This window comes from Sutterella sp. (assembly GCF_030539355.1).
Lineage (GTDB): Bacteria > Pseudomonadota > Gammaproteobacteria > Burkholderiales > Burkholderiaceae_F > Sutterella.
This window is the reverse complement of sequence record NZ_JAUNSF010000001.1, coordinates 111,165-132,297: the sequence shown is the minus strand read 5'-3', so window position 1 is coordinate 132,297 and position 21,133 is coordinate 111,165. Positions and strand designations below refer to the sequence as shown.

Annotated in this window: 23 protein-coding genes; 13 read left to right on the top strand and 10 right to left on the bottom strand. The window is 66.9% G+C overall.

Features of this window, described 5'->3' with window-relative positions:
* Window position 1: 1 nt before the first annotated feature.
* From napG to Q4F91_RS00595, 3 genes are read left to right on the top strand one after another with little or no spacing between them, the layout of a single operon-like run.
* Window positions 2–811, top strand: coding sequence for a ferredoxin-type protein NapG (gene napG / locus Q4F91_RS00605; protein ID WP_303333829.1), 810 nt, complete (start codon window positions 2–4; stop codon window positions 809–811).
* Window positions 808–1,665 carry a quinol dehydrogenase ferredoxin subunit NapH gene (gene napH, locus Q4F91_RS00600; RefSeq protein WP_303333828.1) on the top strand — a complete coding sequence of 286 codons (858 nt, stop codon included), beginning with the start codon at window positions 808–810 and terminating at the stop codon, window positions 1,663–1,665. The genes napG and napH overlap by 4 nt, the downstream gene beginning before the upstream one ends.
* A gap of 49 nt (window positions 1,666–1,714) precedes the next feature.
* Window positions 1,715–2,047 carry a nitrate reductase cytochrome c-type subunit gene (locus tag Q4F91_RS00595; RefSeq protein ID WP_303333827.1) on the top strand — a complete coding sequence of 111 codons (333 nt, stop codon included), beginning with the start codon at window positions 1,715–1,717 and terminating at the stop codon, window positions 2,045–2,047.
* A 26-nt stretch (window positions 2,048–2,073) separates the two neighbouring features.
* Here the strand turns inward: Q4F91_RS00595 and narL are convergent, their stop codons facing one another.
* The 6 genes from narL to Q4F91_RS00565 all read right to left on the bottom strand — a co-directional run bounded on the left by narL (window position 2,074) and on the right by Q4F91_RS00565 (window position 9,357).
* Complete coding sequence (gene narL / locus Q4F91_RS00590) at window positions 2,074–2,757, bottom strand: two-component system response regulator NarL (RefSeq protein ID WP_303333826.1); 684 nt, start codon at window positions 2,755–2,757, stop codon at window positions 2,074–2,076.
* A gap of 115 nt (window positions 2,758–2,872) precedes the next feature.
* A complete protein-coding gene (locus Q4F91_RS00585) occupies window positions 2,873–4,687 on the bottom strand; it encodes a histidine kinase (protein WP_303333825.1) in 1,815 nt (604 codons plus the stop codon).
* Between the two features lie 107 nt (window positions 4,688–4,794).
* Window positions 4,795–6,432 (bottom strand): NAD(P)-binding protein, encoded by a 1,638-nt coding sequence (locus Q4F91_RS00580; protein ID WP_303333824.1) that lies wholly within the window; start codon window positions 6,430–6,432, stop codon window positions 4,795–4,797.
* An 18-nt stretch (window positions 6,433–6,450) separates the two neighbouring features.
* A complete protein-coding gene (locus tag Q4F91_RS00575; protein ID WP_303333823.1) occupies window positions 6,451–7,515 on the bottom strand; it encodes a thiamine pyrophosphate-dependent enzyme in 1,065 nt (354 codons plus the stop codon).
* 2 nt (window positions 7,516–7,517) lie between these two features.
* Window positions 7,518–8,786, bottom strand: coding sequence for a pyruvate ferredoxin oxidoreductase (porA, locus tag Q4F91_RS00570; RefSeq protein WP_303333822.1), 1,269 nt, complete (start codon window positions 8,784–8,786; stop codon window positions 7,518–7,520).
* A complete protein-coding gene (locus Q4F91_RS00565; RefSeq protein ID WP_303333821.1) occupies window positions 8,779–9,357 on the bottom strand; it encodes a 2-oxoacid:acceptor oxidoreductase family protein in 579 nt (192 codons plus the stop codon). Before Q4F91_RS00565 ends, porA begins: the two co-directional genes overlap by 8 nt.
* Before the next feature lie 466 nt (window positions 9,358–9,823).
* Here Q4F91_RS00565 and Q4F91_RS00560 point away from each other — a divergent pair, with 466 nt between their 5' ends.
* Together Q4F91_RS00560 and Q4F91_RS00555 are read left to right on the top strand one after the other, a co-directional pair.
* Window positions 9,824–10,309: a DUF3455 domain-containing protein gene (locus Q4F91_RS00560; RefSeq protein WP_303333820.1), complete on the top strand. Its 486-nt coding sequence runs from the start codon at window positions 9,824–9,826 to the stop codon at window positions 10,307–10,309.
* Between the two features lie 207 nt (window positions 10,310–10,516).
* Window positions 10,517–10,942: a DUF1801 domain-containing protein gene (locus Q4F91_RS00555; RefSeq protein ID WP_303333819.1), complete on the top strand. Its 426-nt coding sequence runs from the start codon at window positions 10,517–10,519 to the stop codon at window positions 10,940–10,942.
* 76 nt (window positions 10,943–11,018) lie between these two features.
* On the opposite strand, the gene Q4F91_RS00550 is transcribed toward Q4F91_RS00555, so the two are convergent.
* A complete protein-coding gene (locus Q4F91_RS00550; RefSeq protein ID WP_303333818.1) occupies window positions 11,019–11,951 on the bottom strand; it encodes an alpha/beta fold hydrolase in 933 nt (310 codons plus the stop codon).
* Window positions 11,952–11,957: 6 nt separating this feature from the next.
* The gene (locus Q4F91_RS00545) at window positions 11,958–13,244 is read right to left on the bottom strand and encodes a sigma 54-interacting transcriptional regulator (RefSeq protein ID WP_303333817.1); all 1,287 of its coding nucleotides are present in this window, start codon (window positions 13,242–13,244) and stop codon (window positions 11,958–11,960) included.
* A 183-nt stretch (window positions 13,245–13,427) separates the two neighbouring features.
* Here Q4F91_RS00545 and cydP point away from each other — a divergent pair, with 183 nt between their 5' ends.
* The 5 genes from cydP (at window position 13,428) to Q4F91_RS00520 (ending at window position 17,236) form a co-directional block, all read left to right on the top strand.
* Window positions 13,428–13,640, top strand: a complete 213-nt coding sequence (gene cydP / locus Q4F91_RS00540; protein ID WP_303333816.1) for a cytochrome oxidase putative small subunit CydP — start codon at window positions 13,428–13,430, stop codon at window positions 13,638–13,640.
* 15 nt (window positions 13,641–13,655) lie between these two features.
* Window positions 13,656–15,203 (top strand): cytochrome ubiquinol oxidase subunit I, encoded by a 1,548-nt coding sequence (locus Q4F91_RS00535; RefSeq protein ID WP_303333815.1) that lies wholly within the window; start codon window positions 13,656–13,658, stop codon window positions 15,201–15,203.
* Between the two features lie 20 nt (window positions 15,204–15,223).
* On the top strand, window positions 15,224–16,363 hold the full coding sequence (gene cydB / locus Q4F91_RS00530) for a cytochrome d ubiquinol oxidase subunit II (RefSeq protein WP_303333814.1): 1,140 nt from the start codon (window positions 15,224–15,226) through the stop codon (window positions 16,361–16,363).
* A gap of 151 nt (window positions 16,364–16,514) precedes the next feature.
* Entirely contained in the window at window positions 16,515–16,826 is a 312-nt protein-coding gene (locus tag Q4F91_RS00525) for a cyd operon YbgE family protein (protein ID WP_303333813.1), read from the top strand.
* Window positions 16,827–16,843: 17 nt separating this feature from the next.
* The gene (locus tag Q4F91_RS00520; RefSeq protein WP_303333812.1) at window positions 16,844–17,236 is read left to right on the top strand and encodes a group II truncated hemoglobin; all 393 of its coding nucleotides are present in this window, start codon (window positions 16,844–16,846) and stop codon (window positions 17,234–17,236) included.
* A 30-nt stretch (window positions 17,237–17,266) separates the two neighbouring features.
* Here Q4F91_RS00520 and Q4F91_RS00515 read toward each other — a convergent pair whose 3' ends face one another.
* On the bottom strand, window positions 17,267–17,827 hold the full coding sequence (locus Q4F91_RS00515) for a YaeQ family protein (protein WP_303333811.1): 561 nt from the start codon (window positions 17,825–17,827) through the stop codon (window positions 17,267–17,269).
* Window positions 17,828–17,911: 84 nt separating this feature from the next.
* On the bottom strand, window positions 17,912–18,394 hold the full coding sequence (locus tag Q4F91_RS00510) for a hypothetical protein (RefSeq protein WP_303333810.1): 483 nt from the start codon (window positions 18,392–18,394) through the stop codon (window positions 17,912–17,914).
* A 69-nt stretch (window positions 18,395–18,463) separates the two neighbouring features.
* Here Q4F91_RS00510 and Q4F91_RS00505 point away from each other — a divergent pair, with 69 nt between their 5' ends.
* The 3 genes from Q4F91_RS00505 to Q4F91_RS00495 are packed head-to-tail and all read left to right on the top strand — an operon-like array spanning window position 18,464 to window position 21,071.
* Window positions 18,464–19,024, top strand: a complete 561-nt coding sequence (locus tag Q4F91_RS00505) for a hypothetical protein (protein ID WP_303333809.1) — start codon at window positions 18,464–18,466, stop codon at window positions 19,022–19,024.
* Complete coding sequence (locus tag Q4F91_RS00500) at window positions 19,021–19,677, top strand: response regulator (protein ID WP_303333808.1); 657 nt, start codon at window positions 19,021–19,023, stop codon at window positions 19,675–19,677. Before Q4F91_RS00505 ends, Q4F91_RS00500 begins: the two co-directional genes overlap by 4 nt.
* 50 nt (window positions 19,678–19,727) lie before the next feature.
* Window positions 19,728–21,071: a HAMP domain-containing sensor histidine kinase gene (locus tag Q4F91_RS00495; protein WP_303333807.1), complete on the top strand. Its 1,344-nt coding sequence runs from the start codon at window positions 19,728–19,730 to the stop codon at window positions 21,069–21,071.
* Window positions 21,072–21,133: the final 62 nt, after the last annotated feature.

Below are 21,133 nucleotides of genomic sequence, written 5' to 3'. Positions count from 1 at the left end.
CATGGCCGGCGCCAAGCCCATCGGTCGACGCGCATTCCTTGAGGCCCTGATGGCCTCGGGATGCGCTGCCGCAGTCGGCGCGTTCGCGCTCGGGATCGCCCCGGTGCGCGAGAGCGCCGCACGGTGGTGCCCGCGTCCGCCCGGAGCGCTCGCAGGATCGGACTTCACCGCCGCCTGCGCGCGCTGCGGCCGGTGCGTCGAGGCGTGTCCGTACGACACGCTCCGGCTCGCCGGCATGCGCGACCCGGCCCCCGTCGGCACGCCATGGTTCATCCCGCGCGAGATTCCCTGCTACATGTGCCAGGACATCCCGTGCGTGAAGGCCTGCCCGACCGGTGCGCTTGACCCGCAGCTCACCGACATCCGCGACGCGCGCATGGGCGTGGCGGTGGTCGACCCGAACTCCTGCCTCTCGTGGCAGGGTCTGCGCTGCGAGGTCTGTTTCCGCGAATGCCCGGAGACAGGCCGCGCGCTCACGATCGAGACGCATCCGAGAGGCATCTCGGCGCACGCCGTCTTCGTGCCGGTGATCCATCCGGACGCCTGCACGGGATGCGGCATGTGCGAGAAGGGCTGCCCGACGGACGTGCCCGCGATCCGCATCGCCGACCCCGCCAACGTGCTCGGCACGATCGGCAAGCACTACCGCCTCGGCTGGCTCGACGAGGAGGATCCGAAGAACCTCCGCCGCGAGGGCCCGCCGGCCACGCCGATGCCGAAGGAACCCGCATCGTCGGGTTCCTCGCCGGCCCCTGCGTCCGATGACACCGCGCCCGGCATGGACTACCTCAACAGCGAGGATCTGCTATGACCGCGAAACCGAACTTCATTCGCCGTCACAGGTTCACGCTCGCGAGGCGCCTCTCCCAGATTCTCGTGCTCGTGCTCTTCGCAGGCACGGCCCGCTGGGGCTGGGAGATCGCCGGACGGCCGCTGCTCTTGGGCGACCTCTCGCAGTCGATGATCCTCGAGACGATTCCGCTCGGCGACCCGCTCGCGATGCTCGAGCGCCTCTGCGCGGGCATCATCCCGACGGCCACCGTGCTCGCCGGGACGCTCATCATCACGCTCCTCTACGGGCTCCTCGGCTCGCGCACCTTCTGCGGCTGGATCTGCCCGATGAACATCGTGGTCGAGAGCGCCGCCTGGCTGCGCGAGCGCCTCGGGCTCGCCGCGGACGGCATCCGCCTGCCGCGGGCCGCGCGCTACGCGATCCTCGCCGGCACGCTCGCAGCGAGCTTCGTCACGGGCACCGTCGCCTTCGAGGGCGTCAGCCCCCAGGCGATGATCTGGCGTGACCTCGTCTTCGGAACCGGGCTCTCGGCGCTTTCCGCGGCGCTCGCCGTCTTCGCGCTCGAGCTCGGGCTCATGCGCGACGGCTGGTGCGGTCACCTCTGCCCGCTCGGGGCCCTCTGGGCGCTCGTCGGCCGCGTCTCGCCGAGGCCCGTCATCACGATCGGCTTCTCGGACGAGCGCTGCACCCGGTGCGCGGACTGCCTGAAGGTCTGCCCGGAGAAGCAGGTGATCCGCTTCAAGGATCTCGCCCGCACGGGCCGGATTCCCTCGGGCGAGTGCCTCAACTGCGGACGCTGCATCGAGATCTGCCCCGAGGACGCGCTGCGCCTTGAGCTCCTGCGCCGGCATGACAAGGCCTCCTCACAATAAAAGGCCAATCACATCCCACTTGAAAGCAAAGACATTCCGGAGATCCATCATGAAACGCAGCTTCCTCTTCGCCGCCATCGCAGCCTCGATCATCGCCGCCCCCGCCTTCGCGGCGGACCAGCCCATCGTCGGCGCCCCCGGCACGGTGCCGCATCCGGTCGCCCAGTACCTGCCGATCTCGATCGACAAGAACATGTGCCTGATGTGCCATCGCGAGCAGGCCGCCGGCGCTGTGCGCAAGAAGGGCGAGATTCCGACGACGCACTACGACGCCCCGGGCAAGATCTCGTTCGCGCGCTACGAGTGCATGCTCTGCCATGCGGAGAGCACCTCGGGCGCCCAGCCGCTCGCCCCGGTCGACGCCAACGAGAAGACTGAGTAAATCTCTCCCGCGCCACCCCGGTCAGCTCAGTCGGCCGGGGTCTCCTGAACGGCCCCGCGTCTGCGGGGTCCGTTGCTGAGGTACCAGACGGCCGCCTCTACGCGGCTGTTGAGCCCGAGCTTCTTCAGGAGATGCTTCACGTGGCCCTTGACCGTTCCGTCGGAGATGTTGAGCCTGCGGGCGATCAGCTTGTTGCTCAGTCCCTGGGCGATGCACTCGATCACCTCCTGCTCGCGGTCGGTGAGCGGCGTGGGCTCCACGGGCTTCGGCTTCTCCTTGACGACCTTCGTGAGGTACTTGGTCATGTTCGGGTCCACCACGACATGGCCGATCAGCGCCTCATGGACGCTCGCGAGGAACTTCTCGGGCTCCATGTCCTTCAGGAAGTAGCCGTCGGCGCCCGCGCGGATGCAGTCGATCAGATCCTCGCCCGAGTCGCTCACCGTGAGGATCACGACGCAGCGGGAGGGATCCTCGGCCTTGAGGTGCGTGAGGATCTCGACGCCCGACGACCCTTTCATGTTGAGGTCGAGGACGATGAGGTCGGGCTCGTGTTCGTTGGCAAGCTGAATGGCCTCCTCTCGGTTGCCCGCCTCCCAGACGGTGCCGGTCGCCTCGTCAAGAAGCAGCAGTTCCCTGACGCCGCGGCGGAACAGTGGATGGTCATCAACCACAAGCACGGTGCGCTTGTCATCAGCGCTGTTTGACATTTCCCGGGGCTCCTGAGGAATGTTGAGACGTTTGTGTTCCCTGCTCGCGCAAAGAAACCCCCTGCGCTCTCTTCACGGAGCGTCAGGGGAGTGCTTTTTTTATTCTAACGCGCGTTTACTGAGGGGCTTTCCCGCTCTCCGGCGATGTCTTCTTCTCCACCCGCACGAGCGTGCCGCCCTCGGGCCGGCGGGTGATCGTGAGCTCGGCGCCGAGCGCGTCGGCGCGCTCGCGCATGATTCCGAGACCGAAGTGGCGGTCCTTCTCGGCCGAGACCGGGATGCCGACGCCGTTGTCGGTGACGGAGAGCATGATTCCGCCAGAGGCCGTGCGCTCGATGCGCACCGCCGCCTCGGTCGCGCGCGCGTGCTTCTCGATGTTGGCGAGCGCCTCGCGCAGGATCTGCAGGAAATGGACCTGCTCGTTGGGCGAGAGCTCCACGCCGATCAGCGTGTTCTTGAGCGAGATCGGCAGCCCCGTGCGGTTGCGCATCGTCTCGACGGCGTCGTTCACGGCGCCCGCGAAGCCGTTGCCCTGGATGCGCAGACGGAAGGCCGTGAGCACCTCGCGGAGCTGCCGGTAGGCCGTCGAGATGCCTTCGTTCAGTTCCCCGATCACCTCCTGCACCTGCGGACCGGCCGGGTCGGCCTCGATCGCCTTCCTCAGGCGCAGCAGCTGGATCTTCGAGAAGGAGAGCGACTGCGCAATCGAGTCGTGCAGTTCGCGCGCGATCGTCGAGCGCTCCTCGAAGACGGCGAGCCTGCGGTCATCCATGGCGCGCAGCGACGTCGCGACCGCACGGCCGATCAGCGCCGCGGTCATGCCGAGGAAATAGCGCTGCCACGGCAGCGGCGCCTCGTCGAAGCGGACGCGCAGCAGCCCGATCGCCTCCTCGCGCATGCCCTGCGTGATGAACTCGACCGTCTCGGCGGCCTTCTCCGAGGGTTCGGCTTCCCCGGTCGCGGCGAACCGGTAGGCGTCGGCCGCGTCGAAGGGCTTCTGCGGATCGGCGCTCACGAGGAACTCGGCCGAGCGGGCGCATCCGAGCTTCACGGCGCCCTCGAGCACCGTCGTGACGGCCGCGGGGAGCTCCGGGCCGTCCACGAGCACCTTGTCCGAGGCCTCGGCGAGGAATTCCAGTCCCTGGTTGCGGCGGTTGAGGTCGAGGGTCTTCTTGGCCACCTCGGCTTCGAGCGATCCGTAGAGGCGCTCGAGCTCGTTCACCATGAAGTTGAAGCCGCGGGCGAAGCGTCCGATCTCGGAATTCTGCTTCGCGGCCTCCACGCGCACCGAGAAGTCGCCGCCGCGCACCGTGTAGGCGGCGCGCTCGAGCTCCTCGACGGGCTCGAAGATGCGCCGGCGCATCACGCGCAGCATGACCACCGTCACCGCGGCGGCGCCGAGACCGGTGAAGAGAAGCAGGCCTTTGAGGAGAAACATCCTTCGCGAGAGCGTGTTCTCGAGAAGGAAGACGAAGTCGTCCACGTCCTCGACGAAGCCCGGGACAAGCGCCATGAAGCGGCGCCGGGCGCCCTCGCTCCCGATGCTCTCGAGCGCGAGCGGTCGGATCTCCTCGGTGAAGCGCTGCGAGACCAGGTTGTAGGAGACCCGCACCGGGCTCGTCGCCGCCGTCGAGATGCTCGTCGTGAGCGCGGGGCTCGTGAGGCGCGTCCAGAACTCCTCGACCGCCTCGCGGGTCGCCCGGTCATGCTCCTCCCGGGTCGCGTAGGGGTTCGTGACCGCCACGGTGAGCTTGAAGCTCTGCATGCGCAGGCTTCCCGAGACGTTGATCGCGCCGCCCGAGCCCGTGGAGAGCTCGGTGAGCACAACGGCCGGGACCGCGACGATGCACACGCACGCCGAGATCAGGATGAAGGCGAGCCGGAACTCGCGGTAGAGCGACCGGACGCGGGGGCTGGAGGAGAGGGCCATGATGCGGGGGTGGTGGATACAAGAAGGGCGCGCCCGGCGGAAACCCGAAGGAATCCGGCCGGGACGCGCCCGGGGCGTCAGGCGAGCCTGAGGCGTTCAGTCAAAGACTAAATGTCCTCGCGCACCATTTCAATCGCACCGCACGGGCACTCGTTGGCGCAGATGCCGCAGCCCTTGCAGTAGTCGTAGTTGAAACGGAAGCCCTTGCCGGGACCGACCTTGATGACGGCGTTGTCGGGACAGGAACCGTAGCAGTTGTCGCACTCGAAGCAGTTGCCGCAGGACATGCAGCGGCGGGCCTCGAAGAGCGCGTTGTCCTCGGAGAGGCCTTCCTTGACTTCCTCGAACGTCGACTGGCGGCGGACGAGGTCGAGCTGCGGACGCTCCTTCTTCGGCGCATCGGCGTAGTACCACGTGTTGAGGCGCTCGAAGGTGGCGGGCTTCTGATCGGGCTTCTTCAGGGCCTGGCCGCAGCCGAGCCACTCGCTGATCGCGTAGGCGGCGCGCTTGCCGTGGCCGATCGCGACGGTGACGTTGCGGTCGCCCGGGACGACGTCGCCGCCGGCGAAGACGCCCGGAACGCTCGTCATCATCTTCTCGTCGACGACGACGCTGCCCTTCTCGATCTTGAGATCGGGAAGCGCGGAGAGGAAGCCGAGGTTGGTCTCCTGGCCGAGGGCGAGGACGAGGCTGTCGGCCTCGATCGTCTCGTACTCACCGGTGGGCTGCGGATAGCCGTTCTCGTCGAGCTCCATCTTCTCGATGCGGATCGAGCCGCGGTCCGCCTCGGAGATGGTGGAGAGCCACTTCATCGAGACGCCTTCCTCGATGGCCTCCTCGATCTCGAAGGCATGCGCGGGAGCGCGCTCGCGGGTGCGGCGGTAGACGACGATCGGCTCGGAGCCGAGGCGCTTGGCGGTACGCGCGACGTCGATGGCGGTGTTGCCGCCGCCGTAGACGACGACGCGGCGGCCGAGAAGGGGCTTCTCGTCGGCGTCGGCCGATTCCATCGAACGGAGCACGCTGACGGCGTCCATGATGTGGGCGGCGTCACCGGCCGGGATGTAGGCGCGGTGCGCGAGCGCGGCGCCCGCGCCCACGAAGACGGCGTCATAGCCGCCAGCCTTCATCTCGGCGGCGAGGTCCTTGACCTCACGGCCGAACTCGAACTCGACGCCCATCCCGGCGATGCGCGCGATCTCCTGATCGAGCACGCCGCGCGGCAGACGGTACTTCGGGATGCCGTAGCGCATCATGCCGCCGGCGGCCTCCGCGCTCTCGACGACGTGCACGGCGTGGCCGAGGCGGCGCAGATGGTAGGCGGCCGAGAGGCCCGCGGGGCCGGCGCCCACGACGAGGACGCGCTTGCCGGTCGAGGCGCCCGGGGCCGGAAGCTTCCAGCCGTTCTTCAACGCATAGTCGCCGAGGAAGCGCTCGACGGCGTTGATGCCGACGGGCTCGTCGAGCTCATGGCGGTTGCAGGCCGTCTGGCAGGTGTGATAGCAGACGCGGCCCATCGTGGCCGGGAAGGGATTGTCCTGGACGATCTGCTTCCAGGCGCCTTCGTAGTCACCGCTCTGGGCGTGGAAGAGCCAGTCGCGGCACTTCTCGCCCGCCGGGCACTTGGCGTTGCACGGCGGCAGACGGGTCACATAGACGGGCTTGAGGGTGCGCCACGAGCCGGTGCGGTTGGCAAGCGACGAACCTACGTCAAGGGTGATGGCAAAGGGTTTTTCAGTAGTCATTTTTCTCTCGCCTCCGCATCAGATCACCTGGTTGCGCTCCTCGGCCTGGGCAGGCACGGGGATCGGGGCATCCATCTCCTCCTCACCCGCGAGGAGGCTGAACTTTTCAATGTTGCGGTCGCAGAGTTCCTGCATACGCGCGATGACGGCGGGGTCGCCCTTCTTGCCGAAGAGGTGCGCGAAGCGCTTCTGCAGCTTGAGATAGTTCTCGACGGGCTGCAGCTTGCGGATGCGGCGGACGTTCGTCACTTCACCGTACTCGGCCTCGAAGACCGGGAAGCAGCCCGTCTCGATCGCGAGACGCGCGCACTCGATGGTCTTGCCGGAGGCAACGCCCCAGCCGAGCGGGCAGGGCACGAGGATGTGGATGTAGCGGGCGCCCTTGATGCTCATGGCCTTCTCGACCTTGCGCTCGAGGTCGCGCAGATCCGCGACGGTCGCCGTGGCGACGTAGGGGATGCCGTGCGCCATGGCGATGAGCGGGACGTCCTTGCCCTGGCCCCACTGGTTGCCGGGCTCGCTGCCCGCGATCTGCGTGGTGGCCGTGCGCGCGGCCGGAGGCGTGGCCGACGAGCGCTGCACGCCCGTGTTCATGTACGCCTCGTTGTCGTAGCAGATGTAGAGCACGTCATCGTTGCGCTCGAACATGCCCGAGAGGCAGCCGAAGCCGATGTCGGTCGTGCCGCCGTCGCCGCCCATGGCGATGACGCGGGTGAGCGTGCTGCCCGACTTCTTCGCGCGGACGCGGAAGGCGGCGGCCATGCCGCTCGCGACCGCGGCCGTGTTGCCGAAGAGCGAGTGGAACCACGGGAGCTGCCAGCTCGTCTCGGGGTACGGGGTCGAGAAGACCTCGAGGCAGCCCGTGGCGTTCGCCGCAGCCAGCCGCCCGCCGGAGGCGCGCATCGCGGCGTCGACGGCGTAGCGGGCGCCGAGGGCCTCGCCGCACCCCTGGCAGGCGCGGTGACCGGACGTGAGCGAGTTGAAACGCTCCATGGAGGACTGCAGCGAGCGCGACTCCGGCCCGAGCAGACGGTTGCCGGCCGTGAAGGTGCCGGTCTGATAGAAATGTACTTCCTGGGCCATTTTCAGATCTCCTCGCCGCGCGCAAGCTTGCGCTCGTTGACATGGCGGTTGAGCGCCTCGGCGACGGGGCCGACGTGGCGCGAGGCCTTCTCGCGCTCAAGCTGACGGGTGACAAGCTCCTTGTCGAGGTCGAGGAACGTCTCCTCATCCTCGGGAAGCGTGCCGTCAAGCGCCTTTTCATAAACCGCACGGAGGGAGGCCTTCGAGACCGAACGGCCGCCAAGGCCGGCGATGACCGTGTGCTGACGGACGGGCAGGCCCTTGAGGGCCTTCATGACCTCGAGCGACACCGGGCAGGCGCCGCCCGCGGAGAGCGTGCGCTCGGTCACGATGACGGCCGGGATGCCGGAGAGCGCCTTGCGGAGCGCCTCGAACGGGAACGGACGGAAGCTCTTGAGGACGAGAACGCCGATCTTGCGGCCGTCCTCGCGCATCTCGTCGATCGTGTCCTTGATCGTGCCCGAGAGCGAGCCCATGGCAATGACCGCGACCTCGGCGTCCTCGAGACGGTAGGTCGAGAGCAGACCGCCCGCGGGGCGGCCGAAGACCTGCTCGAACTCCTTCTGGACGCGCTCGATGACGGGGATCGCGTCCTCCATGCGGCGGTGCTGCAGCCAGCGGACCTCGGTGAAGGCCTCGGGACCGACCATGGCGCCGATGGAGTAGGGATGATCCGGGTCAAGGATCTGACGCGGACGATAGGGCGGCAGGAACGCGTCGACGGCGGCCTGGTCGGGGATGTCCATCTCCTCGAAGGCGTGCGTGAGCACGAAGCCGTCCATGCAGACCATCACCGGCACGGAGAGTTCCTCGGCGATGCGGAAGGCCTGGATGTGCAGGTCGCACGCCTCCTGGTTCGTCTCGGCGAAGAGCTGCAGCCAACCGCTGTCGCGCTGGCTGATCGAGTCGGAATGGTCATTCCAGATGTTGATCGGAGCGCCGATGGCGCGGTTGGCGACCGTCATCACGATCGGCAGCCCCAGGCCGCCGGCGTTGTAGATCGCCTCGACCATGAAGAGCAGGCCCTGGCTCGCGGTGGCCGTGTAGGCGCGGCCGCCCGCGACGGAGGCGCCGATCGCCACCGACATGGCGGCGAACTCGCTCTCGACGTTGATGTACTCGCAGTCCTGGAGCACGCCCTTGCGGCAGAGGAGCCCCAGCGCCTCGACGATGTGGGTCTGCGGAGAAATCGGATAGGCGCAAACGACATCCGGGCGACAGAGCGCCACGGCCTGGGCTACGCCCTGAGAGCCTTCGATCTGCTTAAGCATTGATCTTCTCCTTCTGCCCGAGGATGTATTCATAGGCGAGACGCGCGATCTCGGCGTTCGCCTCGGCGATGCGGCCGGCGAACTTGACGGCGTAGGCGTCCTGGACGCTCTTCAGTTTCATCATGCCGGTCTGGGCGGCGAAGCCCGCGAGCATGCCGGCGCCCGGGAGCGGGCGGCCGAGCGCGTCAAGCGCGAACTGGGTGGCCGGAACCGTCATCACATGCCCGGCGGGCAGCGACTTGACGAGGTCGGCGAGGCCGAGGGCCTCGGGCGTCTGGCTCGAGTTGATGAGCACGTAGCCCTCGGGCTTCAGGCCCGAGAAGACAGGGACGCACTCAAGCAGGGTGCGGTCCTGGACGAGCACCACATCGGGCTCAAGAATCGGTTCGCGAAGGCGGATTTCCTTCTGAGCGAGTCGGGCGTAGGCAACGACAGGCGCGCCGGTGCGCTCCGAGCCGAAGCTCGGGAACGCCTGGGCCTTGTGACCCTCGGTGAAGCCTGCAAGCGCGAGCATCTCTGCCGCGGTCACGACACCCTGGCCTCCGCGGCCGTGAAGGCGTATCTGGAACACAGTTTTTCCCCTTGTCCATACGGATTGGGGCCGGCGCTCTTAGATCTGCATCAGGCACGTGCAAGCCCGCCCGGAGCGTCTTCTTGGCAAACGCCGGGAGCGGGGATGGATCAACTTGTGCGCGCCCGATCGATTTTGCCTTCCTCGAGCCCCGCGCTTAGTTGTGTAAAGGGTGCGCAGGTGCCGCTGAAGACACAGGGGCCGGCCGGGTCTCGAACTCCCCGGGTCAGGATGCGCCGTTCTGTGTTTCCTTGGATTGACGGCTGCAGGGTCTTGTCCCTCGGGAGTCCTCTTTTTTCGGATTCTTTAAGGGTTAACTTTAACCATTTTTACGCGATTGTCCATCCCCGGGATACGCCTCTTCCGGGGTAGCGCAAGGATGATGCGAATCGTTCCGGTGCGCGATAGACTCTCGACTATCCGTTCTGTTGAACAGACGATAGATCCCGTTCCAACTACCTGCACCATGAAGAAGTTCCTCGCCGCCGTCGCCGCCGCCGCGCTCCTCTCGGGCTGCACGGCCCTGATCTACGGGCCCGATCCGCTCAAGGGCTCGACGGCCGTCTATTCCTGGCAGGCCACCGGCCGCATGGTGTTCCAGTGCGAGTATGACCGCGAGGGCTTCTACTGGAAGTTCATCCGGCCCGAGGGAACGCTCACCGACGACGCGGGGCGCCGCCAGGGCGTGCTGCAGCCCGACTTCGGCATCACCGCCACCGACGGCTCCGGCCTCCACGCGAAGATCATCCAGCAGGGACCGCAGGAGAACGCCCGCGACCTGAGGACCGCCGTCTTCGCCGCTGAAGCGGATTCAAGAGGCAAGCTCGCCGGCATCCGCTTCATCGCCCGCCGCCAGCCCTCGGGCGGCATGCCGCTCGCCTCCTGCACGGCCTCGCAGCGCGGACACTACCTGAAGGTCCCCTTCCGCGCCCGATACATTTTTTATCGGTAATTCCGCAAATCCTGACTGTCCCTGTCGGAAATTTCCCCTCCGGTTAGGGTAAAATCAGATGTTCGTCAGCTCTGCCTTCAGGGATGAAGCAGAGTCTTTGCTTTTAATAGGGGAAAAGTCGTCATGGTTCCTGCAGCCACCACTGTGGGGGGTTACCTCCAGAGCCTGCCCAACGACCGTCGTGTCGCTATGGCCAGAGTCTGCAGCATGATCCGTCGTTCCGCCCGCGGCGTGCGCGAGAGCATGCGCTTCGGGCTCGCCTTCTATGAGCTTGACGGGCCGATCTTCGCCGTCAAGTCCCATGAGAAGTCTCTCACCCTTTACTACGCGGAACAGGACGCCGCGGCCGGCAACGAAGGCCGTTGGAAAGGCCTTGATCAGGAGCACCGCTGCGTCAATTTCCGTGACCTCAACTGCCTGCCGCTCGATGTCGTCGAAGGCATCGTGCGCAACTCGCTCAAGCTGCGCCGTTCCCGTCCCGTCGAGGAAATGCCTTCCCAGGCTGAGCTTCTTGAGGTCTGGGGCATCCGTGAGGAGGACGCCGCTGTCGCGCCCCCGATCGTCCGCATCGTCGTCAATCACGATGAGGAGCAGCCCGAGGGCGGTCAGGAGGCCGCCTCCGCAGCCAAGTAAAGAGTGGAACGCGTGTTCACGCGCCAGCAAACCGCCTGAGGGATTCCGGTGCCCGCAGGCGGTTTTCTTTTGCGCGTCAGGCTCCGAGCCGGCGCTCCGCCCAGTCCTCGACCACGTGCATCAGGTCGCCGAGGCACTCCGTCACCGGCCAGTGCCGGCACTCGAGCAGCGTGAACTCGCCCGCGGCGAGCCCCGCGACCTTCTCGCGCATCCTCTCGGGGCTCGTGAAGCTCCCCGACGAGGCGCCGATCACGAGGACGGGCACCCTGAGAGGCGAGAGGTCCGGCGTGGGGCGCCCGACCTCGAGCAGGTCGCGCGCATAGTCGGCGAGATGGATGTGGACGAGGTCGCGCCAGGGCGAGGAGTACTCCTTCACGAAGGCCTCGAGCGCCTCGCCGCCCTCGGCGATCTTGAGGCGCGCGGCCTCGTCGCCCTTTCTCAGGCTGTGGAACGGGAGGCGCCGCTCTATCCCGAGCGCACGGGTGAAGCGGCCGATGATCTCGAGCGTCACGGGCATCCAGCGCTTCCTGCGCATGCGGATCGCCTTCTCCGTGAGGCACCCCGAGAGGAGCGGATCGAGGAGGACGAGCCCCTTGACCGCCTCGCGGTGCTCGTCGGCGAACCGCATCGCGATCGCCGCGCCGAGACTGTGCCCGAGGATCACCGCGCGTTCATGGCCCGCGGCCCTGAGCAGTGCCTCGATGTCGCCCGCGTGGCGCTCGAGCGTGGCGGGCGTCCGCGTGGGGCTCGCCCCGTGTCCCCGGAGATCAAAGCGCAGCACGTCCCAGTGCTCGCGCAGCGCCGTCTTCTCCGTGAACTCCTCCCAGCGCGAGGCGTTCGAGGCCGCGCCGTGCACGAGCACGACGAGTCCGCGGCATTCGCCGCGGGCGCGGGCGAGCGCGGCGGTGATGACGGCGTCTTCGCGCCGCACCGTGATGCGCTCCTCCCCTTCGACGAGCGGATAGAAGAGCTGCGGATCCGGTTCGGGGTTGCGGATGCAAATCCTCATGAAATTTCAGTCCCTGTCAGTCTGTCCGGCCTTCGCCTCGCGGAGCCTGCGGTAGAGCGTCCGCTCCGAGAGTCCCATGGCACGGGCGAGTTCGCGGCGCGAGCCGCGCCATTCCTTTTCGCGGGCGAGGAGCGCCTCGCCCGAGTCCGCCGGCACGGGCGCCGGCGCACGGTCTCTGGAGCGCGCGGCGGGTGACTCGGCAATGTCCTCGGGAAGGATTTTCCTCCCTCTCGCGAAAATCTGCGCTCGCGCGAGTGCGCACTCGAGCTCCCTGATGTTGCCGGGCCACTCGCGCCCGGCGAGCGCCGCCTCCGCAGCGGGCGTGAGCTCGGCGGGCGAGCCCCCGCCGATCATCTTGAGAATGATGCGGGCGAGCTCGGGGAGGTCCTCCCTGCGGTCCCGGAGCGCCGGGACGTCGATGCGCGCCACCGAGAGCCGCAGCCAGAGGTCGCGCCTGAGCAGCCCCTTCTCGACGAGTTGGTCGGGATCCGGGGCGCTCGTCGCGCAGACGATGCGCCAGTCGACGGCGACGCTCTGGGCGCTGCCGGCCTCGCGCACGAGCCCGGACTCGAGCAGCGTGAGAAGACGCTTCTGGAGCCCCGGCGAAAGGGCCGCGATCTCGTCGAAGTAAAGCGTGCCGCCCGGCTGCGCCGAGAGGCCGCCCGTGCGCTCGCCGCCAAGATGGCTCGCACGCCCGAGGAGCTCGTCCTCGAAGCGCTTGTCGGTGAGGGCCGCGCAGTCGAGCTTCACGAGCGCGTTCACGGCCCGGCGGCTGTTGTCATGCAGCAGCCGCGCGAAGCTCGACTTGCCGCTCCCGCCCGGGCCGCAGAAGAGCACCGGCACCTCCTCGGCCGCCACGCGCGCGATCGCGTGCACGACCTGGCGCGCCGCGGGACTCTTCATTACCACGCCCTCGCGCATTGAGGCGCTCTCGGCGTCGTCGCGCACGAGGATGCGCTCCATGAAGTAGACCGGGTTGCCGTCGGCCGTCGCCACGGGCACCGACTCGATCTCGAGGAACCGCTCGCCCCCGGGGACGAACTCGCGCTCGACGGTGCGCTCGACCCGGCGGGAGAAGGCCGCGCGCTCGAGCGGGCAGCCGCGGCCGCAGGCCGAGCAGGGCCTGAGCGAATGGAAGACGAGCTCGTGACAGCGCCGGCCCTCGAAGGCCTCCACGCCGAAGCGCCGCCGGAAGGCGCGGTTCGCGTACGCGACCGTGTAGTCCGTGCGCACGAGAAGCCGCGGCTCCTCGAGCGCATCCAATATTCCCTGGAACTCCGCGCTGACTGCCATATCTTTCTGCCAAAACCAACTGCCAGTCACTGCCAACTGACACAGTGGCAGTGTGTCATTGCGCGCGGGCCCTGTCAAACCCTTTCCGGGCGTTCCCGAGGGACTACAGGCCGATAGACGGAGTCTTTAAGATGAGCCTATCTGATTCACTCCGCTTTTCTCTTCAGACAGAGGACCGCACTCATGGAAAACTCAGCCTCCGCCCGGAGACGACCCCGGCTCATCGTCGAGATCGCGCTCTTCGTCGCCGTGAAGCTCTTCCTGATCTTCTGCCTCTGGTGGTGCTTCTTCAGCCCGTCGCACCGCCCGGACGTCACGCCCGAAAAGCTCGGAGCCGTGCTGCTCGGGGAGACCTCCGCCCCGGCCGCCACAGAACAACAACCACCTCTCAAATAAACCTTGGAGTCCTCAATGATCCCCACTGATCTTGTTGACCTGTCGCGACTTCAGTTTGCGCTGACCGCGATGTACCACTTCATCTTCGTGCCACTGACGCTCGGACTCTCGTTCCTGCTTGTGGCGATGGAGGTGACGTACGTCATCACCGGCAAGGAGATGTACAAGGACATGACCCGCTTCTGGGGCAAGCTCTTCGGCATCAACTTCGCTCTCGGTGTCGCCACCGGCATCACCATGGAATTCCAGTTCGGCACGAACTGGGCCTATTACTCGCACTACGTCGGCGACATCTTCGGCGCCCCGCTCGCGATCGAGGGCCTGATGGCCTTCTTCATGGAGTCGACCTTCATCGGCCTCTTCTTCTTCGGCTGGGATCGTCTCTCGAAGGGCAAGCACCTGCTCGTCACCTTCCTGATGGCGCTCGGCTCGAACCTCTCCGCGCTCTGGATTCTCGTCGCCAACGGCTGGATGATGTATCCCACCGGCGCCGAGTTCAACTTCGAGACGATGCGCATGGAGATGACGAACTTCTGGGCTGTCTTCACGAGTGAGTGGGCCCAGGCCAAGTTCGTCCACACCGTGGGCGGCGGCTACATGACGGGCGCCTTCTTCGTGATGGCCGTCTCCGCGTACTACCTCCTGAAGCGCCAGGACGTGAAGTTCGCGGCCGCCTCCTTCCGCATCGCCGCGGCCTTCGGCATCATCGCGAGCGTGCTCACGCTGCACATGGGCGACGAGTCGGGCTTCCTCGTCACGCGCGACCAGCCCACGAAGATCGCCGCCATGGAAGCGACCTGGGAGACCCACGAGGCCCCGGCTCCGCTCACGCTCTTCGCCATTCCGAGCGACGCCGAGCAGAAGAACGCCATGGAGATCAGCGTCCCCTGGGTGTTCGGCCTGATGGGCACGAGGTCGCTCTCGACCGAGATCCCGGGCATCAAGCAGCTCGAGCAGGAGGCCGAGGCCCGCATCGTCAACGGCCAGAAGGCCGTCGCGACCCTCGAGCAGCTCCGCAAGGATCCGAAGAACGAGCAGCTTCGCGCCGAGTTCTCCGCCCTGCAGCAGGACCTCGGCTTCGGTCTGCTTCTGAAGAAGTACACCGAGGACGTCTCGCAGGCCACGCCTGAGATGATCAAGCAGGCCGCCGCCGACACGACCCCGCAGGTCGCGCCGATGTTCTGGAGCTTCCGCGTGATGATCTCCTGCGGTCTCGCGCTCGCCTTCTTCTTCATCGCAGGCCTCTTCTTCTCGATGAAGAACACGCTCGCCGAGAAGCCCTTGTTCCTCAGGCTCACGCTCCTCGCGCTGCCGCTCCCCTGGATCGCCTGCGAGGCGGGCTGGTTCGTCGCCGAATACGGCCGTCAGCCCTGGACCATCTACAACATCCTTCCGACGCACCTCTCGGTCTCGTCGCTCTCCACGGGTGACCTGATCGGCTCGATCCTCGGCTTCGTCGTGCTCTACACCCTCATGCTCGTCGCCGAAATGTGGCTCATGATCCGCTTCAGCAAGAAGGGTCCGAGCTCGCTCGGCACCGGCCGCTACCACTTCGAGCAGTAACTCCCAGAGGTATAAGCAAAATGATTGACTATGAAATCCTCAAGGCCATCTGGTGGCTCTTCATCGGTGTGCTGCTCGTCGGCTTCACCATCATGGACGGCCAGGACATGGGCGTGGGTTCGCTGCTCCCGTTCCTCGGCAAGAACGACACCGAGCGTCGAATCATGATCAACTCCGTCGCCCCGCACTGGGACGGCAACCAGGTCTGGTTCATCACCGGCGGCGGCGCCATGTTCGCCGCGTGGCCGATGATGTACGCCGTGGCGTTCTCGGGCTTCTACTGGGCGATGCTCGTCATCCTGCTCGCCCTGATGCTCCGCCCGCTCGCCTTCGACTACCGCAGCAAGGTGCCCGCCGAGCGCTGGCGCTCCTCGTGGGACTGGCTGCTGTTCCTCGGCTCGGCCATCCCGCCGGTGATCTGCGGCGTCGCCTTCGGCAATCTGCTCCAGGGCGTTCCCTTCGAGATTGACGCCACGGCCCGCCCGATCTACACGGGCAGCTTCTTCGGCCTCCTCAATCCGTTCGGCCTGCTGTGCGGCGTCCTCGCCCTCGCCATGATCATCTTCCACGGCGCGAACTACCTCGCTCTGCGCACCGAGGGTGATCTGCACGCCCGCGCGGTCAAGGTCTCGAGCCTCTCCGGCGTCCTCACGGCCGTCCTCTTTGTGCTCGGCGGCGTCTGGGTCTGGGCCGGCATCGACGGCTACGTCGCGACCGCGGGTCTTGACCCGGCCGGTCCTGCGAACCCGCTCGCCAAGACCGTCGAGGTCGTCGAAGGCGCCTGGTTCCGCAACTACGCCGCCTGCCCGGTTCTGTGGGTTCTCCCCGTGATCGGCGTGCTCGCCCCGCTCGCGGGTGCCGTGATGGTCCGCGCCGGCCGCTACTGGCTCGCGATCCTCTGCTCCGCGCTCACGCTCCTCGGCATCGTGCTCACGCCGCTCGGCGCCATGTTCCCGTTCGTGATGCCCTCGTCGACGATGTTGAACGCCGGCCTCACCGTCTGGGACTGCACGAGCTCGCAGCTCACGCTTGAGATCATGTTCTTCGTGACGCTCATCTTCCTGCCGATCGTGCTCTTCTACACGACCTGGGCCTACCGCGTCATGAGCGGCAAGCTCACGGGCGAGTACATCGAAAAGAACACGCACTCGCTCTACTAAGAGGAAGCTTCACCGGCCGCCCCGCCCGCGGGCAGGGCGGCCCGACGGAAACTTTTTTCGGAGACATCTTCCATGTGCTACTTCTACTGGATCTTCGGCCTTGCCTTCGCCATCCTGCTCGCCGCGACGCTTGAAACCGTCGCCGCCCGCAATGACTGAAGCAGGGAATGACGTCACCCCGGCGCCCGCGAAGAAGGGCGCCGGCGGATTCCTGCGCACGCTCTCGATCCTTGCGGCGATTGCCACCGCGCTCGTGATCGTCCTCTACCCGAGGGCGGTCGCGCACGACGCGGCGGGCGTGCCGCACGGACCGCTCGAGGGGATGCTGCTCGGCATGAGCATTCTCTGGGTGCACGGCTTCGGCTTCACGCCCGAGCACCGCATCCTGCGCATCGTGCTTCACCCGCTCGTCGGCTGGGCGCTCCTGCTCGGCTGCGGCGCAGCGGTCTTCCTGCCCCACTGATTTATTTCTCACCCGCCATGCAGGACAGGACCACAACTCTCTACAGCGCCATCGGCGGCGAGGAAGGCGTGCGCCGCCTCGTCCGCGCCTCGGTGCGCATTCTGCGCGAGGACCCCTCCGTGGAGCACCTGCGCGCGCTCTACAAGCCCGGCAGGCTCGAGGGCTATGAGTGCAGGCTGCAAGAGTTTCTGTCCGGATGGCTCGGCGGCCCGGCGGTCTATCACGAGCGCCACGGGCTCCCGATGCTGCGCGAGCGTCACCGGTCTCTGCCCATCTCCGAGGAGCTGATGCGGGAGTGGATCCGCGTGATGCGCACCGCGCTCGCGGAGACGGTGCCCGACGCGGCGCTGCGGCTCCGCCTCGAGGGTGCCTTCACAAGAATGGCCGAGAGCCTCGTCAACGTCCACTGAGGACGTCCTTCTGCGCTTCCCTGACGGATCTCAGTCCGTCCAGCGGTTCGACTCGCGCTTGAGAACCTCCGGATTGATCTGGACGTTCGCCTTGTCGCTGCTCACCCAGATCACGCCGTCCTGGATCGTCACGGCGAGCTTCATGTTGCGGCTCGCCATGGCGGCGAGCTGCGCGGCCTCCTCGTCGCAGACGAAGACCACGGTGAGCTTGTCGATCTTCGAGAACTCACCCTTCACCGACTCCCACCAGGGGGTGGTGCGGTCCTGGTCGTAGGCCACGACGAGCACGTGGTCGCTCTTGCCCGCGGCCTTCCTCACGGTGCGTACGTCAGGGGCGCCGAGCTCGACCCATTCGATGATGGCGCCCGTGTCGTCGACCTCCCAGAGGGCGGGATCGCCGTCCGTGGAGAGCCCGCGGCCGAACTCGAGGTGCTCGCCCGCGCGCATGCACCAGGCGAGCGCGCGCAGCATCAGGCGCTCCTCGGTCTCGGACGGATGACGCGCGATCGTGAGCGTCGGCTGGCCGTACCAGCCGCGGTCAATGTCGGATATCGAGAGCTGCGCTTTGTAGACGGTTGCACCGAGAGCCATTCCGGGTCACTCCTTTCTGAAGAAATTCCCGGAAGGTTGATCAAGATGTGCCGCCGGGCGCCGCGAGTATATCGCGCGACCGCCTCACATGGGCATGGTCTGGCGCGAGACGAGGCGCTTCCAGCCGTAGAGGATGCGGTACGCGACCCAGATGCCGAGGAAGAGGAAGCCGCCGAGGATCACGAAGATGCCCAAGCCCAGCGCGAACATGAGTAGCATGCCGACCAGATAGATAATGACGATCCAGAGGAGCGCGTACCAGAAAGTGCGGATCTGCCACGAATAGTGCGACTCGGCCCAGGTGCCGTTGGCGTCCGAGCGGAAGATATAGTTCAGAATGACCGCGATGATCGACGGCGCCGAGAAGACGAAGGCGCCCGCGATCGACATCCCGGCGGTGGCGAAGCCGATCAGAATCGAGATCGTGTGGAGGCCGTAGACGATGTGGGCCACGGTGAGCGTGCCCGACATGGGTTCGGAGTAGGCGTAGCCGCGCGAGCCGTCCACCGGACGGAGATCAACGACGTCCTGTTCGCTGCCGCGCTGTTCCCAGCGATTCTCTGCCATTTTTCTTTCCTTCTTCTCAAAGAATCATTCCGCGGAACCGGTCCCCCGGTGTCCCTCACCTTCAATTCTATGGATTTAGTTTCTCTGGCCGGCGGCATCCCGATTGTATTTTTCGCCGCTTTCGTATCACCAGGTTTCGGCGCGCTCGCCGCGGGCGTCGTCTCCTGGGCGCTCCCGGCCCCGTTCATCGGGCTCGCCTGCGCGGCGGCCGCGGGCGGCTGGTGCCGCGACATGCTCCGTCTTCACTACGATCTCGCGCACCTCGACGCCCCCGGGGTGACGGAGAGGCGCCTCCCCGCACGGCTTGAAAACGCGTTTGACCGCTTTCCTTGCCTCGCGACCATCGGGTTACAATCGATTCAACTTTTCCGCTGGGACCTCACCGGCGCCGCGGCCCGCCGGGGCATGAGCCTGAGTCGCCTCTGCCCCGCGCTCGCGGCGGGATCGCTCGTCGGCGCCTTCGCCGGCGCGGCCGTCGCCGCGGGTGTCATGGAGCACTGCTTCGGCCCGGGGAACCGCGGGGCTGCCCAGCCCATCCTCTACGGCCTCATCGCCCTTTCGCTTGTCATCGCTGAGGTGGCAAGGATCGTGCTTGAGCGCCAGTTTCACCGCTTTGATACACCATCATGAGAATCCTGCTCGTTGAAGACGATGACATGATCGGCGAAAGCGTCGTCGCCGGCCTTGAATCCGAGGGCCACGCGATCGACTGGGTCCGTGACGGCAACTCCGCGCTTCTCGCGCTCAACACCACCCCCTTCTCGCTCGTCATCCTTGACCTGGGGCTCCCCGGCAAGGACGGCCTGCAGGTGCTCCGCGAGATGCGCGCCCGCCGCAATCCGACGCCGGTGCTCGTCACCACGGCGCGCGACACGGTCGACGACCGCATCCTCGGCCTTGACACGGGCGCCGACGACTACCTCGTGAAGCCCTATGACCTCGACGAGCTCTCCGCGCGCATCCGCGCGCTGCTGCGCCGCTCCGCCGGCCGCGCCGACCCCGTGATCGAGCGCGGCGAACTGAAGATCTCGCCCGCCACCCGCGAGGTGACCTACCGCGGCGAGCCGGTGATTCTCTCAAGCAAGGAGTACGCGCTCCTCGCCGCCCTCGCCGAGCGCCAGGGCGTCGTCTGGAGCCGCTCGCAGTTGGAGGAGAAGCTCTACAACTGGGAGAACACCGTCGGCTCGAACGCGATCGAGGTACACATCCACCATCTGCGCAAGAAGCTCTCCGACAGCGCGATCAAGACCGTGCGCGGCGTGGGCTACCTGCTTGAGACCTGATACCCGGGCTCTCCTCCGGCAGTCCCCCACCCGATTCTTCTCCCGCAAGCATGCACTCCATCCGCAGGAAGCTCCTCTTCACGCTGCTCGCGGCGCTGCTGGCCGCCGGTTTCTCGGCGGCCGCCGCCACGTTCTTCTCGGCGCAGGCCGAGTTCAACGAGTTCCTTGACGCGCATCTGCGCGAGACGGCCGAGTCGCTCGCCGCCTCGGCGCGCGACAGCATGCCGTTCGAGGCGCCCACGCATCTGACGATCGTGGGCGACACGCCGAGCTACCGCATCATCGTGCAGGTCTACGACTCGGAGAACAACTCGCTCTGGCAGCGCGAGAACACCCCCATGATGCCGCTCCCCGAGGGACCGGGCTTCAGCCTGACGCAGGTCGAGGGAAAGAACTGGCGCACCTACTCGGTGGCCGCGGGTCCGCTCGTGATCACCGTGGGCCAGGACATGCGGATCCGCACGTCGCTCGCCGCGACCGCCGCCTTCCGCATCCTGCAGCCGCTCCTGCTGCTCCTTCCCTTCATCGCGATCGCCGTCTGGATCGTGGTGGGAAGCGGTCTCGCGCCGCTCGAGAAGACCGCGCGCTCGGTCGCGCGCCGCTCGCCCACGTCGCTCGAGCCCTTGTCGACCAAGGGCCTGCCCACGGAGCTCGCCGCGCTCGTCACCGCGGTGAACGATCTTCTGAAACGCCTCGCCGAGTCGCTCTCCGCGCAGCAGCGCTTTGCGTCCGACGCGGCGCACGAGCTGAGAACGCCGCTCACGGCCCTGAAGCTCCAGGTCCAGCTCGCGCAGCGCGCGAAGACCCCGGAGGCGCAGCAGAAGTGCTTCGCGAGGCTGAACGAAGGCATCAACCGCGCCACGCGCCTCGTGCAGCAGCTCCTCACGATCGCCCGCCTCGACCCGGACGCCTCGAAGAAGCCCATGACGACCATCAACCTCGCTGAGTTGATTGAGAGCGTCCGCGAGGACATGACGCCGATCGCCGCGCAGAAGCGCATCACGATCACCGCCGCGCCCGGCGCCGCCTCGATCGACGGCATGGAGGACGCGATCCGCCTGATGGTGACGAACCTCACGGACAACGCAATCCGCTACACGCCCGAGGACGGCCGCATCGAGCTCTCCACGGCGAGCGAGAACGGGCTCTCCGTCGTGCGCGTGAGCGACAACGGCCCGGGCATCGCCCCCGAGGAGCGCGAGCGCGTCTTCGACCGCTTCTACCGCGCGCTCGGCACCAAGACCTCCGGCACCGGCCTCGGCCTTGCGATCGTCAAGCGCATCGTGGACATCCACCACGGAACCATCCGCATCGAGGACGGCCTCGACGGCCGCGGCACGACCTTCCGCCTCGAGTTCCCGCCGCTCGGCGCGTCGCTGCCGCGCCAGAACTGAGTTGGACTGTCCGCTCTGTTACAAATTTAACGTCGCCACAACACGCTTTACGACGGCGTTTC

What these genes read in the sequence shown, in the direction of transcription:
- napG (WP_303333829.1), top strand. Translation starts at nt 2, where the DNA reads ATGGCCGGCGCCAAGCCCATCGGTCGACGCGCATTCCTTGAGGCCCTG.
- napH (WP_303333828.1), top strand. Translation starts at nt 808, where the DNA reads ATGACCGCGAAACCGAACTTCATTCGCCGTCACAGGTTCACGCTCGCG.
- Q4F91_RS00595 (WP_303333827.1), top strand. Translation starts at nt 1,715, where the DNA reads ATGAAACGCAGCTTCCTCTTCGCCGCCATCGCAGCCTCGATCATCGCC.
- narL (WP_303333826.1), bottom strand. Translation starts at nt 2,757, where the DNA reads ATGTCAAACAGCGCTGATGACAAGCGCACCGTGCTTGTGGTTGATGAC.
- Q4F91_RS00585 (WP_303333825.1), bottom strand. Translation starts at nt 4,687, where the DNA reads ATGGCCCTCTCCTCCAGCCCCCGCGTCCGGTCGCTCTACCGCGAGTTC.
- Q4F91_RS00580 (WP_303333824.1), bottom strand. Translation starts at nt 6,432, where the DNA reads ATGACTACTGAAAAACCCTTTGCCATCACCCTTGACGTAGGTTCGTCG.
- Q4F91_RS00575 (WP_303333823.1), bottom strand. Translation starts at nt 7,515, where the DNA reads ATGGCCCAGGAAGTACATTTCTATCAGACCGGCACCTTCACGGCCGGC.
- porA (WP_303333822.1), bottom strand. Translation starts at nt 8,786, where the DNA reads ATGCTTAAGCAGATCGAAGGCTCTCAGGGCGTAGCCCAGGCCGTGGCG.
- Q4F91_RS00560 (WP_303333820.1), top strand. Translation starts at nt 9,824, where the DNA reads ATGAAGAAGTTCCTCGCCGCCGTCGCCGCCGCCGCGCTCCTCTCGGGC.
- Q4F91_RS00555 (WP_303333819.1), top strand. Translation starts at nt 10,517, where the DNA reads ATGATCCGTCGTTCCGCCCGCGGCGTGCGCGAGAGCATGCGCTTCGGG.
- Q4F91_RS00550 (WP_303333818.1), bottom strand. Translation starts at nt 11,951, where the DNA reads ATGAGGATTTGCATCCGCAACCCCGAACCGGATCCGCAGCTCTTCTAT.
- Q4F91_RS00545 (WP_303333817.1), bottom strand. Translation starts at nt 13,244, where the DNA reads ATGGCAGTCAGCGCGGAGTTCCAGGGAATATTGGATGCGCTCGAGGAG.
- cydP (WP_303333816.1), top strand. Translation starts at nt 13,428, where the DNA reads ATGGAAAACTCAGCCTCCGCCCGGAGACGACCCCGGCTCATCGTCGAG.
- Q4F91_RS00535 (WP_303333815.1), top strand. Translation starts at nt 13,656, where the DNA reads ATGATCCCCACTGATCTTGTTGACCTGTCGCGACTTCAGTTTGCGCTG.
- cydB (WP_303333814.1), top strand. Translation starts at nt 15,224, where the DNA reads ATGATTGACTATGAAATCCTCAAGGCCATCTGGTGGCTCTTCATCGGT.
- Q4F91_RS00525 (WP_303333813.1), top strand. Translation starts at nt 16,515, where the DNA reads ATGACTGAAGCAGGGAATGACGTCACCCCGGCGCCCGCGAAGAAGGGC.
- Q4F91_RS00520 (WP_303333812.1), top strand. Translation starts at nt 16,844, where the DNA reads ATGCAGGACAGGACCACAACTCTCTACAGCGCCATCGGCGGCGAGGAA.
- Q4F91_RS00515 (WP_303333811.1), bottom strand. Translation starts at nt 17,827, where the DNA reads ATGGCTCTCGGTGCAACCGTCTACAAAGCGCAGCTCTCGATATCCGAC.
- Q4F91_RS00510 (WP_303333810.1), bottom strand. Translation starts at nt 18,394, where the DNA reads ATGGCAGAGAATCGCTGGGAACAGCGCGGCAGCGAACAGGACGTCGTT.
- Q4F91_RS00505 (WP_303333809.1), top strand. Translation starts at nt 18,464, where the DNA reads ATGGATTTAGTTTCTCTGGCCGGCGGCATCCCGATTGTATTTTTCGCC.
- Q4F91_RS00500 (WP_303333808.1), top strand. Translation starts at nt 19,021, where the DNA reads ATGAGAATCCTGCTCGTTGAAGACGATGACATGATCGGCGAAAGCGTC.
- Q4F91_RS00495 (WP_303333807.1), top strand. Translation starts at nt 19,728, where the DNA reads ATGCACTCCATCCGCAGGAAGCTCCTCTTCACGCTGCTCGCGGCGCTG.